The following is a 14868-nucleotide window of genomic DNA, read 5'->3' as shown; positions in this document are numbered from 1 at the left end:
AGTGGAAGCGCAGCAATGCGTGGAGCGACCAGATCCTAATCGGTCGAGGGCTTAACCAATTCATTCGTGGCACCGGTGAATCGTTGCTGTTATCCAATTTTGAAGGTGCAACAAGCACCATCATGTTGAAACTCTGTCTGGTGACGATAGCGGAGGGGACACACCCGTTCCCATTCCGAACACGGAAGTTAAGCCCTCCAGCGCCGATGGTACTTGGGGCGAAAGCCCCTGGGAGAGTAGGTCGTTGCCAGGCCTTTTTGTTTCTTTAGGGCTAAACTTAAACCTCGTGAGATTCACCTCACGAGGTTTTTTTACTTTTTCAGGTTTTAATCTTTTTTAAGCAGGATGCCCTCTGCCTCAAGGGCCCGGCAGGCTTCATCGATCCGCTTGTCATCATTGGCTTCCACCGTATGCAGGTGGATCCCTTCCGTCAGGGAAGAGAGCAGTTTGGCCTGGTTATTCCGCACTTTTTGCATAAAATCGTGCACGTCTTTTTTTGCTTCCAGCATCAATGAACCCTGGATTTGCCCATAAATAGGATGTTCAACAATAACATCAATGACTTTGACACCGTGTTCAACCAAAATCATGAGCTCCCGTTCTGTCTGTTCAAACGTGTGTTGGCAGGCAATCACACGCCGCGTCGGTTGGGAAGAAGGAGAACGAAGGTACAAATAGCCCTGGGGCGTGGCCACAATGGGCTCATTTTTTGCTTTTAACAAAGCAATATCTTGCACAATCACCTGGCGGCTTACTCCGGTTTGCTCGGCCAAATAGGTACCGGTGAGCGGTTTTTGTTCTGTTTTCAACAGGTTTAACAGATAGTTGCGCCGTTCTTCTCCTAGCAGTTTAGACATAGGCATCAAGTCACCTCCGCATCCCTAGGACCAGTTTAAAGGGAACGCTGCCGGTTTGCAACCAGATCTTGGGCGGACTTTAGGATAAGACATAACTGTTTCTAAAGGTGCGGACAATGTCTTCAATTTGATTTAAAGCATAATGAATATCCTCTGTTGTGATGTTGCGCCCCAGACTGATGCGCACAGCTTGCTTGGCTTGTTCATCGCTAAAGCCCATGGCCAGCATGACATGGGAAGGCGCCCAGTGGCGGGCATGGCAAGCGGAGCTGGTGGAAACGGCAACGCCTCTTCTGGACAGTTCCTGCATCAGGGCTTGGCCTTCAATACGTTCACACCTGAAATGAATATGAGTGGGTAAAGCATAGGCGGCAGAAACCGTCAAGTGAATGCCTGGCAGGGACTCTAGTGTTTCTCGCATCATGTGGTTTAAAGCCGTATAGTGTTGCCAATCCTGGTCATGGTGTGCCTGGCACTGTTTTAAAGCGAAAGCTGCGCCAATGAGACCGGGCACGTTTTGAGTGCCTGAGCGCCAACCATATTCCTGTCCCCCGCCATGGAGCAAAGGAGAGAGGCGGATGCCTTTTTGTACATACAGCCCCCCAACCCCTTTGGGACCATAAAACTTGTGGGCCGAAAAGGAGAGCAGATCAATGTTCCACTCGTCTACCTGGATAGGTATTTTGCCCACGGTTTGTACTGCATCACAATGAAAAAAAGGTGTTTTTGTCCCTTGCTTCAAGCGTTTGGCCTGAAGCAGGCGGCCGATGTCTTCAATCGGTTGTATGACCCCTGTTTCGTTGTTGGCATGCATGACGGAAACTAAAATGGTTTCTTCAGTTAAAGCTTGCTCCAATTCGTCCAGGCGTACCTGCCCAGTTCTGTCCGCGGGAACATAATGGATGGTAAAACCCTGCTTTGCCAAACTGGCACAGGTGGACAAGACGGAATCATGTTCTATCGCACTGATCACCATATGCTTTCCTTGATGCTTATATGTCTGGGCAATCCCCATCAGGGCCAAATTGTTAGCCTCTGTTCCTCCGCTGGTTAAAACAATCTTCCCTTGCTTGGCCCCTAAGAGATGTAAAATATCTCCCTTCGCTTGTTGAACGGCTTCATCGGCTTCATCACCGAACAGATGAAGGCTGTTTGGATTGCCAAACACATCCAGACAATAGGGTTTCATGGCCTGCCACACCTGTGGATCCAATGGGGTGGTGGCGGCATGATCCAGATAAACATAGCGCGGCATATCTTCTCTCCTCCCCAGCCATTCTCTCCCTATAACGGATGAATTATGTCGAAGGGTCGTTTGTTCCCAGTATAGGAAGGATGATGACATGTGTCAAGACACATATATTGACATATGTAAATATGCCAACTATAATGGGGCTAAACCATTAAGCTGTTTGTGGGCTGAACCATTCTGATGTAAAGGGACGAGGAGTATGCAACGCGTTCAAACAGATGTGCTGGTGATCGGCAGTGGTGTGGCCGGTCTGTATGCTGCCTTAAAGCTTAGTGAGTTGGCCCAGGTCATGCTGGTGACTAAATCGGCTTGGCACCAAAGCAACTCCAGCCAGGCTCAAGGCGGCATCGCCGTGGCCGTAGGAGACGGGGATTCAGCAGCTGCACATGTGCAAGACACCCTTCGCTCTGGGTGTGGGCTGAACAACCGGGAAGCCGTAGAGGTGTTGGCCGCTTACAGTTTTTCCGTATTAGATGACTTGCTGCGCTTGGGTGTCCCTTTTGATACCGATCTGGCCGGCCGCTTAGAACTGGGCCGGGAAGGGTTTCATTCCTTTCCCCGGGTGATTCATGCTGGTGGAGATGCCACCGGAGCATCTATCGTTCATACGTTGATGCAGTGTGTACAAGCGGAGGAGAACATCTCCGTCTATGAACAGACGTTTGTGGAACAACTAGTGGCAGATGGTGCTCGCTGCTTGGGGGCCTTGCTGTTTACTCAAGGTAAGCATGTCTTGGTTCAGGCAGATGCTGTCATCTTGGCGACTGGCGGTTGCGGCCAGCTTTACCGGGAGACCACCAATACTTTGTTCAGCACAGGAGATGGGATGGCTGTGGCCAGTGAAGCCGGAGCGGAACTGGTGGACATGGAGTTTGTCCAGTTTCACCCCACGGCACTGGCTGTACCTGTACATCCCAAGCCCCTTATATCCGAAGCGGTGCGGGGAGAAGGGGCGGTGTTGGTCAATGGGCAGGGTGAGCCCTTTATGGTCCAGTATCATGCTTGGGCTGACTTAGCTCCCAGGGATGTGGTGGCCCGGGCCATTTTTGACCAGCAACAAAAAGGACAGCGGGTTTATTTGGATACAACCCGTCTCGGATCCGTGTTTGAACGCCGTTTTCCTACGATTTACCGGCGTTGCCGGGAACTTGGGTTTGATCCAGTGACACAACCGCTGCCGGTGACGCCCGCTGCCCACTTTATTATGGGGGGTGTATGGACGGATGAGTGGGGACGCACTGCGCTGGACGGATTGTATGCTTGCGGGGAAGTGGCTTGCACGGGTGTGCATGGTGCCAATCGTTTGGCCAGCAATTCCCTGTTGGAAGCGTTGGTGTTTGCTAATCGGATTGCAGAGGCGCTCCGAGAGGACATAAACAGGATGGCAGCTGCCACTGCCGTAATGGATGTACAGCCCCGTTTTACTGACCGGCACTATGCCCTTTCTGCCCGAGAGCTGATGAATCATCAGGCCACACGTGAGCTCCAAGAGATGATGTGGGCTGATGCCGGACTAGTGAGAACGGCCAGCGGATTAAACCGCTTGGAAGCGAAGCTTCACGAGTGGGAGAGCGCTTGGGCTCATCATCACCCTGTGTGGTGGCATATGGTCCGGGTCGCCCAGGCGATTACCCGCTCAGCCCTGGCCAGAACAGAGAGCAGGGGGGCCCATTATCGGGCGGATTATCCTGATGAGCGAGAGGAATGGCGGCACATCCGGACGAAGTGGAGGAGGAGCACCCATGAATGTTCTCCTGTTACAGGAACAGTTGAAACAAGCGTTAATTGAGGATGTGGGGTTTGGAGACCGGACGACGGAAGCCGTCGTGCCAGCGGAACAGTGGGCCAGCGGCATGGTGGTGGCTAAAGAGGAGGGCATTATGGCTGGTCTCCCTGTCTTTGAACAGGTCATGAAGCTGGTGGATCCCCGGGTGGAAATAGAACCTGTGGTCAAGGAAGGGCAGTGTGTGAAGCCTGGCCTGCCTCTTCTGCGTGTGCACGGTCCGGCGCGGGCCATTCTGACTGGTGAACGGGTCGCCCTCAATTATGTGCAGCGCTTATCGGGGATTGCCACTCAAACGCGGCGGGCTGTTGACATCGTGAAACCGTACGGCGTCAAAATTGCCGATACCCGCAAAACCACACCGGGCCTGCGGATGTTGGAAAAATATGCGGTTGCGGTGGGCGGCGGCATTAATCACCGCTTGCGGCTGGATGATGCGGTGCTGATCAAGGACAATCATATCCAGGCCGCCGGAGGCATCCGTGAAGCAGTGCGCCGGGTGCGGGAAAAAATGGGTCACACAGTCTTTATTGAAGTGGAAACAGAAACCCTTGAGCAGGTACAGGAAGCGGTGGCCTTAGGGGTGCACGGCATTCTGTTAGATAACATGACGGTGGCCCAGCTCAAGGAAGCTGTTGCTCTTATTCCTCCCTCCATTGTCAGTGAAGCTTCCGGTAACATGCGTTTGGAACATTTGGAGGAGGTCGCCCAAACCGGGGTGCAAGTCATTTCTATCGGCTGGCTGACCCACTCTGCACCAGCCTTGGACATCAGTCTCAACTTAGACGGGAGTGTAAAAAAATGAAGGGGGAAACACCATGACACGGACACCGGTCAAACCTTCCTCCATCTCGCCCGAGTTCTATGAAAAGTGGACGAGGGATGAGATGGAGGAGCGGGTGAGGGCCATTAAACAAGCATTGGGAGATAAACTGGTCATTTTGGGTCACCATTATCAAAAGGATGAAGTATTCCAGTTTGCTGATTTTACAGGGGATTCTTTAAAACTGGCCCAGTTGGCAGCACAGCAGCAACAAGCTTCATATATTGTCTTTTGCGGCGTCCATTTTATGGCTGAGACGGCCGATATTTTAACCGCTGGTCACCAAACGGTGATTTTGCCAGACTTGAAGGCCGGTTGTTCCATGGCCGACATGGCGGATGATGAACAGGTCGAAGAGTGTTGGGACATTTTGACGGACCTGTTTGGCCAGACCATCGTGCCCATGACCTATGTGAACTCCACAGCTGCGATTAAGGCCTTTTGCGGACTGCACGGCGGGATCACCTGCACGTCCTCTAATGCCAAAAAGATGTTTCAATGGGCATTTGAACAAAAGGAGCGCATTTTGTTCCTTCCTGATGAGCATCTGGGACGCAATACAGCGGCCAGCTTAGGACTTGAACTGGAGGAGATGGCCGTTTATAATCCCTTGACCCGGGAATTGGAACATGTGCAAACAGAACTGAAGAACATCAAAGTGATCTTGTGGAAAGGTTTTTGTTCTGTCCACCAACATTTTAAGCTGGAACATGTAGAGACGGTGCGCAAACGGGATCCGGAGATGAGGGTGCTGGTTCACCCGGAATGTTGTTATGAGGTGGTCAGTGCCGCTGATGACAGCGGTTCCACGGAATACATTATCAAACAGGTGAAACAGGCGCCTTCCGGGGCCAAATGGGCCATTGGCACAGAAGTGAATCTGGTGCAACGCCTGGCCCAAAACCATCCTGAGCAGACCATCCGCTTGCTGAATGATATGATCTGTCCCTGTTTAACGATGAACCGGATCGACCTGCCTCATCTTTTGTGGGCCTTGGAAAGCATACACAGTGGAGAGATTGTCAATACTATCCGGGTGCCGGAAGAGGTGGCGGGACCGGCTAAGCTGGCCCTGGACCGTATGCTGGCACTTTCCTAAGCGGCAACATTTTTGCTACCGGCCTTTTTGGCCGGTTTTTACTGTTTCAGCCAACCGCTGTTTTATTCATTTGTATTGCCCTTTTAAACTCAATTAAACTCACCCAGGTCAATCCGTCTTGTTCAGCAAACCACAGGGAATAGAAATGGAGGCCGGCGAAGAACAAGCCGAACTACAGGCCGTTTAGAACCCCTGCCACAGCGATGGAAGGCGGACTCCCATGCTTATCACATCCTTTGCTTGTCTTCATGTATATGAGACAAGATGGATAAGCATGCCGGGATTGGCTCCCTTCTCGGAAATAATTATGGTATAGTAAATCATAACTTTTAACCAAACCCTTTTTTCTTATTGGAATGAGTGGAGGAGGGACTGTGGAATGGAAATTTTTCATAAGTGGTGGATGTGGATTCAGGATGCCCATTATTTAGAAATTACCTTGCGTTTATTGCTGGCCACCTTACTTGGTGGTTTGGTGGGTTTGGAGAGGGAGCAAAGCAACCGCCCGGCTGGTTTTCGCACTCATATTTTGGTTTGTGTGGGCTCTGCCTTGATTATGCTCATCTCCATTTATGGTTTTGAGGAATATATTAAAGAGCGGAGCCAGTACGGCTATGTGGTGGCGGATCCCGCCCGGCTGGCTGCCCAGGTGGTGAGCGGCATCGGTTTTTTGGGAGCCGGAACAATCTTGGTACACGGCTTTGCCATCCGGGGGTTAACCACAGCGGCCTCCCTGTGGGTTGTCGCCGGCATTGGGCTGGCCTTAGGAGCCGGCTTCTACTTTGGCGCTATTTTGTCCACAGGGCTGGTTCTGTTGAGCCTGGTTGTGCTCAACCGTTTTGAATCGGCTGTGCTGCACAAAAGTTATTTTCACCGTCTGGTGCTTAAAGTGGAGGATCAGCCAGGCAAGTTAGGAGAAATTTGCACTAAGCTTGGGGAGCAAAATGTGAATATCCGCAAGTTGTCCATTGAGGAGGCCAGCCAGACAGACCCTGATACGGTCCGCCTGGTACTGAGCATTCGGATCCCCAATACTGTTTCCATGGCCATTTTGGTTGACCAGCTGCGCAGTTTGGAGGGTGTCAGAGAAGTGAGCATAGATAAATAGGGCCGTGACATACTCCCACCACCTACGCTAACGCTTAGAGGTGGGGGCTTCTCGGGTAATCCCTTCTAACGAAGGAAAATTGACCGAGCGATCCCCGTGTGCCCCACGGTTCGAGATCCAGTCAGGCAGTCCCTAACTGTTTCAGACCTTCCTTTTTGATATTTATGGCGGCGTTGGTGTCTCTGTCTGCCACAAAACCGCATTCACAACGAAATAGACGTTCGGAAAGCGATAGAGACACCTTCACTCGACCACAATACGAACGTTTGTTTGATTTTATTTTACCACACTCATCATATTAAGGCTACATCAAACCGACATTCATCTCCCACTTTCGCTTCGCTTAGAAGTGGGAGACTTCTGTCGGAGGTAAGTTAAAACAAAAAGCATTGAAAAAAGGCTGACCCCGGTGAAATGGGGGCAGCCCTTATTGTATGACAAACTAGGAAGCTATGGGTACTGAGCAGCAAACTATATGCCGCACATAAATCTCGATGTTTGAACGACACTAAGAGCGGGAAAAATTTTTTACGAACAGACTTGCATTATGGCACATTATTGCGTATAATTTAAGTAAAGTCAAAGATAGTCAAAGTCAAAACCTTTGGCCATTCTTTTCATGGCAACTGGAGGGTGAGGGTTGATTCACCTCAGGTGATCCGGTTTGGAGGTTGACCAGGCACCATGAAAAACATCTCTGACATTATTGAGCATTATTTAAAAAGCATTTTAGACAATAGTAAAAAGGGGTATATTGAGATTCAACGGAGTGAACTGGCCGACAAGTTTCAATGCGTCCCCTCCCAAATCAATTATGTGATCAAAACCCGCTTTACCGTTGAAAAAGGATATGTGGTGGAAAGCAAGCGGGGAGGTGGCGGATTTATCCGTATCCGCAAGGTACGTGTTGTGGATGAACAGCGGCACTTGCAAACCTTGCTCCGTCTGATCGAGGATGATATTTCTCAAACAGCAGCTGAAGGGATTATTGACCGGTTGCAGGAAACAGAACTGGTGACGGAGCGGGAAGCCCGCTTGATGAAAGCGGTCGTTCAGCGCAACGTTCTCCCCTTTGACGTGCGGGTCCGGGATCAGCTGAGGGCCAAGCTCCTGAAAGCGATGCTCGTGTCGTTGCTGTACCAATGAGGTGTTGAACAGGTTAAATTTCCCATGATAACAAAGGAGTGGGTGTCATGCACTGCCAAGAGTGTGGTGAACGTCCGGCCACTTTACATTTCACCAAGATCGTTAACGGACAGAAGACGGAGATTCATTTGTGCGATGTATGTGCCAAGGATAAGGGAGAAATGCTTCCCGGTTTCAACAACAGTTTTTCAATTCATAATTTGTTATCCGGATTTCTTTCCTTTGATCAGCCCAGCGGGACTGGAACGACCTATGCCCATCCCTTGCGCTGTGACCGGTGCGGGCTAACCTATGCCCAGTTTTCCAAAAGCGGGCGTTTTGGTTGCGCTCACTGTTACCGTGTCTTTGGGGACCGGCTGGAGCCGTTATTCAAAAAGGTGCATAGCGGCAATGTCAGCCATCACGGTAAAATCCCGCGCCGTTCGGGATCGCGCTTGAAAATGAAGAAGGAAATCGAGCTTAAAAAACAAAAATTGCAGCAAGCGGTAGCCAATGAAGAATTTGAACTGGCCGCTAAGCTGCGCGATGAGATCCGCGAGCTGGAGAAACAGTTGGTTCAAGAATGAGGAGGGGCGAGGCATGTCACTGCAACGTTTTATCAATCAAGCTCTGAGTGATTGGATGAAAGGGGGCGGTCCTGACCAGGATATTGTCATCTCAAGCCGCATCCGTCTGGCCCGCAATTTGACGGACATCCCTTTTCCTATGATTGCCACCCGGGAACAGCTGGAAAAAGTGGTTTCCAAAATGGAAAAAATACTAGAAAGAAGCAAAGATAACCAGGCGTTGGGCAACCTGGAACTTTTGCGCATGGAAGATTTGAGTTCCCTGGAGAAAAAAGTGCTGGTGGAAAAGCACCTGATCAGTCCCCTTCTGGCTGAGGAAGCAAGGGCGGGAGCTGTGATTTTAAGTGAAAATGAATCGATCAGCATTATGCTTAATGAAGAGGATCATCTGCGCATCCAGTGTCTCTTTCCTGGCTTTCAGCTGGAGGCAGCATGGACCCAGGCCAACAGCATCGATGACTGGCTGGAGATGAATGTGGACTTTGCGTTTGATGAGAAGCGGGGCTACCTGACCAGTTGCCCAACCAATGTGGGCACGGGTTTACGGGCTTCGGTAATGGTCCATCTGCCCGCTTTGGTCATGTCCAAGCAAATGAACCGCATTTTGCCGGCCATCAATCAGCTGGGGCTGGTTGTACGGGGGATTTACGGTGAAGGCAGCGATGCACTGGGTAACATTTTCCAAATTTCCAACCAGATCACCTTGGGTCGCTCAGAAACAGAGATTATTGAGGATCTAGGCAATGTCGCCATGCAATTGATTGAGCAGGAGAGACAGGCACGTAAGCAGCTTCTGGAATCTTCCCGTGTGCAATTGGAGGATAAAATCTTCCGTTCCTATGGTATTCTGGCCAATGCCAGGGTGATAGAGAGCAAAGAGGCCATGCAGCGCTTGTCCGATGTGCGGCTGGGAATTGATCTAGGTTTGATTAAAGGAGTTTCATCCACCATTATGAATGAACTGATCGTATTGACCCAGCCTGGATTTTTGCAGCAATATGCCGGACAGATGCTGTCCCCTGATGAACGGGATGTGAGAAGGGCAAAATTAATTCGTGAGCGCTTATTAACAACATAACAAAGATAACATACCCAATAAAAATAAACCCCAATGGAGGTGTTTGCTGATGATGTTTGGTCGCTTTACAGAACGAGCCCAAAAAGTATTGGCTTTAGCTCAAGAGGAAGCGATGCGTTTGGGTCATAACAACATCGGCACCGAGCATATCTTGCTTGGCTTGGTTCGCGAAGGGGAAGGGATTGCTGCCAAAGCATTGCAAGCGTTAAATCTGGATATGGAAAAAATCCGCAAAGAAGTGGAGACGCTGATCGGCAGGGGAACGCAGACAACGGGCAACATCCATTATACCCCCCGGGCCAAAAAGGTGATTGAACTGTCGATGGATGAAGCCCGAAAACTAGGTCATACTTATGTGGGAACGGAACATGTGCTCTTGGGGCTGATCCGTGAAGGGGAAGGCGTGGCCGCCAGAGTATTAAACAATTTGGGGGTCAGCCTGAATAAAGCCAGACAGCAGGTGCTGCAATTGTTAGGCTCCAATGAAGCCATGGCTGCAACCCCTCAAGGAGGGCAGGGTGGAGCCAGTACGCCTACGCTGGATAGCCTTGCCCGTGATCTGACGGCCATTGCCAAAAATGATGAGCTGGATCCTGTGATTGGACGGGACAAGGAAATTGAACGGGTGATCCAGGTGCTCAGCCGCCGGACCAAAAACAATCCGGTGCTGATTGGTGAACCCGGTGTAGGTAAAACGGCGATTGCCGAAGGACTGGCCCAGCGCATTGTCAACAATGAAATCCCGGAAACTTTGCGCGGCAAACGGGTGATGACCCTGGATATGGGCACAGTGGTAGCTGGCACCAAATATCGCGGGGAATTTGAAGACCGCCTGAAAAAAGTGATGGATGAAATCCGCCAGGCCGGAAACATTATCCTGTTTATTGACGAGCTGCACACCTTGATTGGCGCCGGCGGAGCGGAGGGTGCCATTGATGCTTCCAATATCCTGAAACCGGCTTTGGCCCGCGGAGAACTGCAGTGTATAGGAGCCACCACTTTAGATGAATATCGCAAATACATTGAGAAAGATGCAGCCCTTGAGCGCCGTTTTCAGCCCATCATGGTAGATCCGCCGTCTATCGAAGATACCATTTTGATTCTCAAAGGCTTGCGCGACCGTTACGAAGCGCACCACCGGGTCAAAATTACCGATGAGGCGATTGAACAGGCGGTGAAGCTGTCTGACCGCTATATTACGGACCGCTTCCTGCCCGACAAAGCCATCGACTTAATTGATGAAGCAGCCTCCAAAGTGCGGCTCAAATCCTACACAGTGCCGCCCAACTTAAAAGAGCTGGAACAAAAGCTGGAGGAGGTCCGCAAGGAGAAGGATGCTGCTGTCCAAAGCCAGGAGTTCGAAAAAGCAGCTTCCCTGCGCGATACAGAGCAAAAGCTGCGTGAAGAATTGGAGAAAACAAAGAACGAGTGGAAAGAGAAACAAGGTCAAACTGATTCAGAAGTGACAGCAGAAGACATTGCCGACATTGTGTCCAGCTGGACAGGTATCCCTGTCAAAAAACTGGCTCAGGAAGAAAGCGAACGTTTGCTCAATATGGAAGAGATTCTGCATGAGCGGGTGATTGGGCAAGACGAAGCCGTTAAAGCGATTTCCAAGGCGATCCGCCGTGCCCGGGCCGGCTTGAAAGATCCTAAGCGTCCGATTGGCTCCTTTATCTTCCTCGGGCCAACTGGTGTAGGTAAAACAGAATTGGCCAAAGCATTGGCTGAAAGTTTGTTTGGCGATGAAAATGCGGTCATCCGCATCGACATGTCCGAATATATGGAGAAACACACGACTTCCCGTTTAATTGGCTCGCCCCCGGGTTATGTGGGCTATGAAGAAGGCGGACAACTGACGGAAAAAGTGCGCCGCAAACCATATTCGGTCATTTTGCTGGACGAGATCGAAAAAGCACACCCCGATGTCTTCAATATCTTGCTGCAGGTCTTGGAAGACGGCCGCCTTACCGATGCCAAAGGGCGTACAGTTGACTTCAAAAATACAGTGATTATCATGACTTCCAATGTTGGGGCCGAACTGTTGAGGAAAGGCACGACCCTGGGCTTCCAGGCTGAAAATCGGGAGCAAAATTATCAAAACATGAAAGAAAAAGTGATGGGTGAACTAAAGCGCATGTTCCGTCCAGAATTCCTCAACCGGATCGATGAAGTGATTGTATTCCATTCACTGGAAGAGGAACACTTAATGCAAATTGTGGATTTAATGGCCAAACAGTTACAAAAACGCCTGAAAGAGCAGGACATCGAATTCACGCTGACTGAAGAAGCTAAGCGGCATATTGTCAAGGAAGGCTATGATCCACAGTATGGCGCCAGACCTTTACGCCGGGCCCTGCAGCGGATGGTGGAAGACCGTCTGTCTGAGGAGCTGTTGCAAGGAAATATCAGCAAAGGGGATTCTGTTGTGATTGATGTGGAAGATGGGCAGTTGAAAGTGTTGAAAAAAGAATCGGTGCAGTAAGACCGGAACGCGGTGTGTAAGGCGAGGTGAACACTCTCCTTATGCACCGCACCAAATTCGGTATTTGCCACCCAGCTTTGGCTTTTGCCGGCTCACAGCCTTGGCAAAAGCCAGGTTTTCTTTATTTAAGTTTGTGAAAGTGATACATTTAACATAAAGAAATGAAATATAGACATGATACATATTCGGGGGAACAGAATGTCAAAGAAAAAATTAACCTTTGTTTGCCAGGCGTGCGGATACGAGTCTCCTAAATGGATGGGGCGCTGCCCAGGATGTCAGACCTGGAATAGCATGGTTGAAGAACGCATACATTCTGTACCATGGGCTGCTGGAAAGGGTGTGGCTTCCATATCCAAAAATGCGAGCCCCGTCCCCATTACCCAGATCAAAGCGGAGGAAGCTCCCCGCTTGCCCACAGGGGTGGGTGAATTTGACCGGGTGTTGGGGGGCGGCGTGGTTCCTGGCTCCCTCGTGCTGTTTGGCGGTGATCCCGGCATTGGCAAATCCACATTATTATTGCAAATTTCAGGTATATTAAGTGAACAGGGTCATCGTGTATTATATGTTTCAGGAGAAGAATCTCTCAAACAAACCAAGATGCGTGCGGACCGGCTCGGCATTGAGTCAGCTGAGCTTTTCATCTTGACGGAAACCCACATTGATGAGATCGAACGGCAGATTGACCAGGCAGAGCCCAAAGTGGTCATCCTTGATTCGATCCAAACGGTGTATCATCCTGAGGTGAGTTCCACTCCAGGCAGTGTGGCCCAAGTGCGTGAATGCACGGCAGTGTTAATGCGAGTGGCCAAAAGTAAAGGCATTGCCATCTTTGTGGTCGGCCATGTGACAAAGGAAGGCGCCATTGCGGGGCCAAAAATACTGGAACATATGGTGGATGCGGTCATCTATTTTGAAGGCGAGCGGCATCACACATACCGCATTTTGCGTGCTGTCAAAAACCGTTTTGGTTCGACCAATGAAATCGGCATTTTTGATATGCAAGAGTCTGGGCTCGTGGAAGTGGTCAATCCGTCGGAACTTTTTCTGGAGGAACGGGCCCATGGTGCAGCAGGTTCCATTGTGGTGGCCAGCATGGAAGGAACCCGGCCTGTGCTTGTTGAATTACAAGCATTGGTGACACCGACCAGCTTTGGTACGCCGAGACGCACAGCCACCGGTGTTGATCATCATCGCGTGTCCCTCATCATGGCCGTGTTGGAAAAACGGGTTGGCCTTTTATTGCAAAATCAGGATGCTTATATTAATGTGGCCGGTGGCGTCAAGTTAAATGAGCCGGCCCTGGACTTAGGCATGGCCATTAGCATTGCCTCCAGCTTCCGGGAAAAACCGACCAGTCCTTATGATGTCGTTATTGGTGAAGTGGGTTTGACAGGAGAAGTAAGGGGTGTGTCCCGTATTGAGCAACGCTTGACAGAGGCCCGCAAATTAGGGTTTAAACGGGCCATTATTCCCTATAAAAATACCTTAGGCTGGGAACTGCCAGAGGGCATTGAAGTCATTGGGGTACAATCGGTTCAAGAGGCGATTCAGGTTGTGCTAGAGGGGGAGACAAGATGACAGAAAAAGAAAAACAAGATCAAACGGCTGCCGTTTTAAAACTGGTGGCTCCCGGAACCCCGCTCCGGGAAGGACTGGAGAATGTTTTGCGAGCCAAAACAGGCGCCCTCATTGTGATCGGGTACAGCAAAGAAATGATGAACATCGTGGATGGCGGCTTTTCCATCAATTGTGAATTTACGCCGGCCAACTTGTATGAACTGGCCAAAATGGACGGCGCTATTATTTTGAGCAATGATGTCAAGCGCATTTTATTTGCCAACACCCAGCTTGTCCCTGATTCGTCCATTCCGTCCCGCGAGACTGGAATTCGTCATCGCACGGCGGAACGGGTCGCTAAACAAACAGGCCATTTGGTGATTTCCATTTCCCAGCGGCGCAATGTGATTACGCTGTATCAAGGTAATTTCCGCTATGCTCTCAGAGACATTGGTGTGATTTTAACGAAGGCTAATCAAGCCATTCAAACGTTGGAAAAGTACAAGGCCGTGCTTGATCAGGCCTTGACCAATCTAAGCGCCCTTGAATTTGAAGAGCTGGTCACCTTGCATGAAGTGGCCATGGTCATCCACCGCATTGAGATGGTGTTGCGTATTAAAGCGGAAATTAACCGTTATATCCACGAATTAGGGACTGAAGGCCGTCTCATCAGCATGCAGCTTGAAGAATTGGTGTCCAACGTTGAAGAAGAGGTATATTTATTGTTAAAAGATTACTGCCGCAATCAGGATGAAGATCCTGCCCGCATTTTAAATGAGTTGAAAAAATTGTCCTCAGATGAGCTGTTAGAAAACAATGCCATTGTCCGTTTGCTGGGTTATTCTCCCCATGTCAATGTGCAAGAGGAACCGGTCTCACCACGGGGCTACCGTATTTTGCATAAAATCCCCCGTCTTCCCAGTGCGATTGTTCAAAATTTGGTGGATAAGTTTGAAGCGCTCTCCCAGGTGATGATGGCCTCTATTGAAGAGCTGGATGAAGTGGATGGGGTAGGCGAAGTCCGGGCCAGAACAATTAAAGACGGTCTCATGCGCATCCAGGAACAAGTGTTTATTGATCGTCATATCTAACCTACAAGGTGGGACAAATC

The 14868-nt window shown here is 50.2% G+C and carries 13 protein-coding genes and 1 rRNA gene; 11 read left to right on the top strand and 3 right to left on the bottom strand.

Annotation, left to right across the window (positions count from 1 at the left end; genetic code table 11):
- The first annotated feature begins 136 nt into the window (after positions 1 to 136).
- A 5S ribosomal RNA gene (gene rrf / locus IEW48_RS06775) occupies positions 137 to 253 on the top strand.
- A 73-nt stretch (positions 254 to 326) separates the two neighbouring features.
- Here rrf and IEW48_RS06770 read toward each other — a convergent pair.
- On the bottom strand, positions 327 to 857 hold the full coding sequence (locus tag IEW48_RS06770) for a transcription repressor NadR (protein ID WP_188623125.1): 531 nt from the start codon (positions 855 to 857) through the stop codon (positions 327 to 329).
- Positions 858 to 936: 79 nt separating this feature from the next.
- Complete coding sequence (locus IEW48_RS06765; RefSeq protein ID WP_188623121.1) at positions 937 to 2112, bottom strand: cysteine desulfurase family protein; 1176 nt, start codon at positions 2110 to 2112, stop codon at positions 937 to 939.
- A gap of 196 nt (positions 2113 to 2308) precedes the next feature.
- On the opposite strand from IEW48_RS06765, the gene nadB reads away from it, so the two are divergent.
- The 4 genes from nadB (at position 2309) to IEW48_RS06745 (ending at position 6922) form a co-directional block, all read left to right on the top strand.
- Entirely contained in the window at positions 2309 to 3898 is a 1590-nt protein-coding gene (nadB, locus tag IEW48_RS06760) for an L-aspartate oxidase (RefSeq protein WP_188623120.1), read from the top strand.
- Positions 3852 to 4697: a carboxylating nicotinate-nucleotide diphosphorylase gene (nadC, locus tag IEW48_RS06755; protein WP_188623119.1), complete on the top strand. Its 846-nt coding sequence runs from the start codon at positions 3852 to 3854 to the stop codon at positions 4695 to 4697. The genes nadB and nadC overlap by 47 nt, the downstream gene beginning before the upstream one ends.
- Before the next feature lie 13 nt (positions 4698 to 4710).
- On the top strand, positions 4711 to 5814 hold the full coding sequence (gene nadA, locus IEW48_RS06750; protein WP_188623118.1) for a quinolinate synthase NadA: 1104 nt from the start codon (positions 4711 to 4713) through the stop codon (positions 5812 to 5814).
- A gap of 379 nt (positions 5815 to 6193) precedes the next feature.
- Positions 6194 to 6922 (top strand): MgtC/SapB family protein, encoded by a 729-nt coding sequence (locus IEW48_RS06745; RefSeq protein ID WP_188623117.1) that lies wholly within the window; start codon positions 6194 to 6196, stop codon positions 6920 to 6922.
- A 121-nt stretch (positions 6923 to 7043) separates the two neighbouring features.
- On the opposite strand, the gene IEW48_RS06740 is transcribed toward IEW48_RS06745, so the two are convergent.
- Positions 7044 to 7202, bottom strand: coding sequence for a zinc ribbon domain-containing protein (locus IEW48_RS06740; RefSeq protein WP_268236548.1), 159 nt, complete (start codon positions 7200 to 7202; stop codon positions 7044 to 7046).
- Positions 7203 to 7606: 404 nt separating this feature from the next.
- Between IEW48_RS06740 and IEW48_RS06735 the strand changes: the two genes are divergently transcribed.
- From IEW48_RS06735 to disA, 6 genes are all read left to right on the top strand, one after another.
- A complete protein-coding gene (locus IEW48_RS06735) occupies positions 7607 to 8068 on the top strand; it encodes a CtsR family transcriptional regulator (RefSeq protein ID WP_188623116.1) in 462 nt (153 codons plus the stop codon).
- Between the two features lie 47 nt (positions 8069 to 8115).
- Entirely contained in the window at positions 8116 to 8634 is a 519-nt protein-coding gene (gene mcsA, locus IEW48_RS06730) for a protein-arginine kinase activator protein McsA (RefSeq protein ID WP_188623115.1), read from the top strand.
- Between the two features lie 13 nt (positions 8635 to 8647).
- The gene (mcsB, locus tag IEW48_RS06725; RefSeq protein ID WP_188623114.1) at positions 8648 to 9712 is read left to right on the top strand and encodes a protein-arginine kinase McsB; all 1065 of its coding nucleotides are present in this window, start codon (positions 8648 to 8650) and stop codon (positions 9710 to 9712) included.
- A gap of 49 nt (positions 9713 to 9761) precedes the next feature.
- The gene (clpC, locus tag IEW48_RS06720) at positions 9762 to 12197 is read left to right on the top strand and encodes an ATP-dependent protease ATP-binding subunit ClpC (protein WP_188623113.1); all 2436 of its coding nucleotides are present in this window, start codon (positions 9762 to 9764) and stop codon (positions 12195 to 12197) included.
- Positions 12198 to 12395: 198 nt separating this feature from the next.
- Entirely contained in the window at positions 12396 to 13778 is a 1383-nt protein-coding gene (gene radA, locus IEW48_RS06715) for a DNA repair protein RadA (RefSeq protein ID WP_188623112.1), read from the top strand.
- Positions 13775 to 14848 (top strand): DNA integrity scanning diadenylate cyclase DisA, encoded by a 1074-nt coding sequence (gene disA, locus IEW48_RS06710; protein WP_007503636.1) that lies wholly within the window; start codon positions 13775 to 13777, stop codon positions 14846 to 14848. The genes radA and disA overlap by 4 nt, the downstream gene beginning before the upstream one ends.
- Positions 14849 to 14868: the final 20 nt, after the last annotated feature.

The organism is Caldalkalibacillus thermarum (assembly GCF_014644735.1).
Lineage (GTDB): Bacteria > Bacillota > Bacilli > Caldalkalibacillales > Caldalkalibacillaceae > Caldalkalibacillus > Caldalkalibacillus thermarum.
The sequence above is the reverse complement of the archived record's forward strand: the minus strand, read 5'-3'. Positions and strand labels throughout refer to the sequence as shown.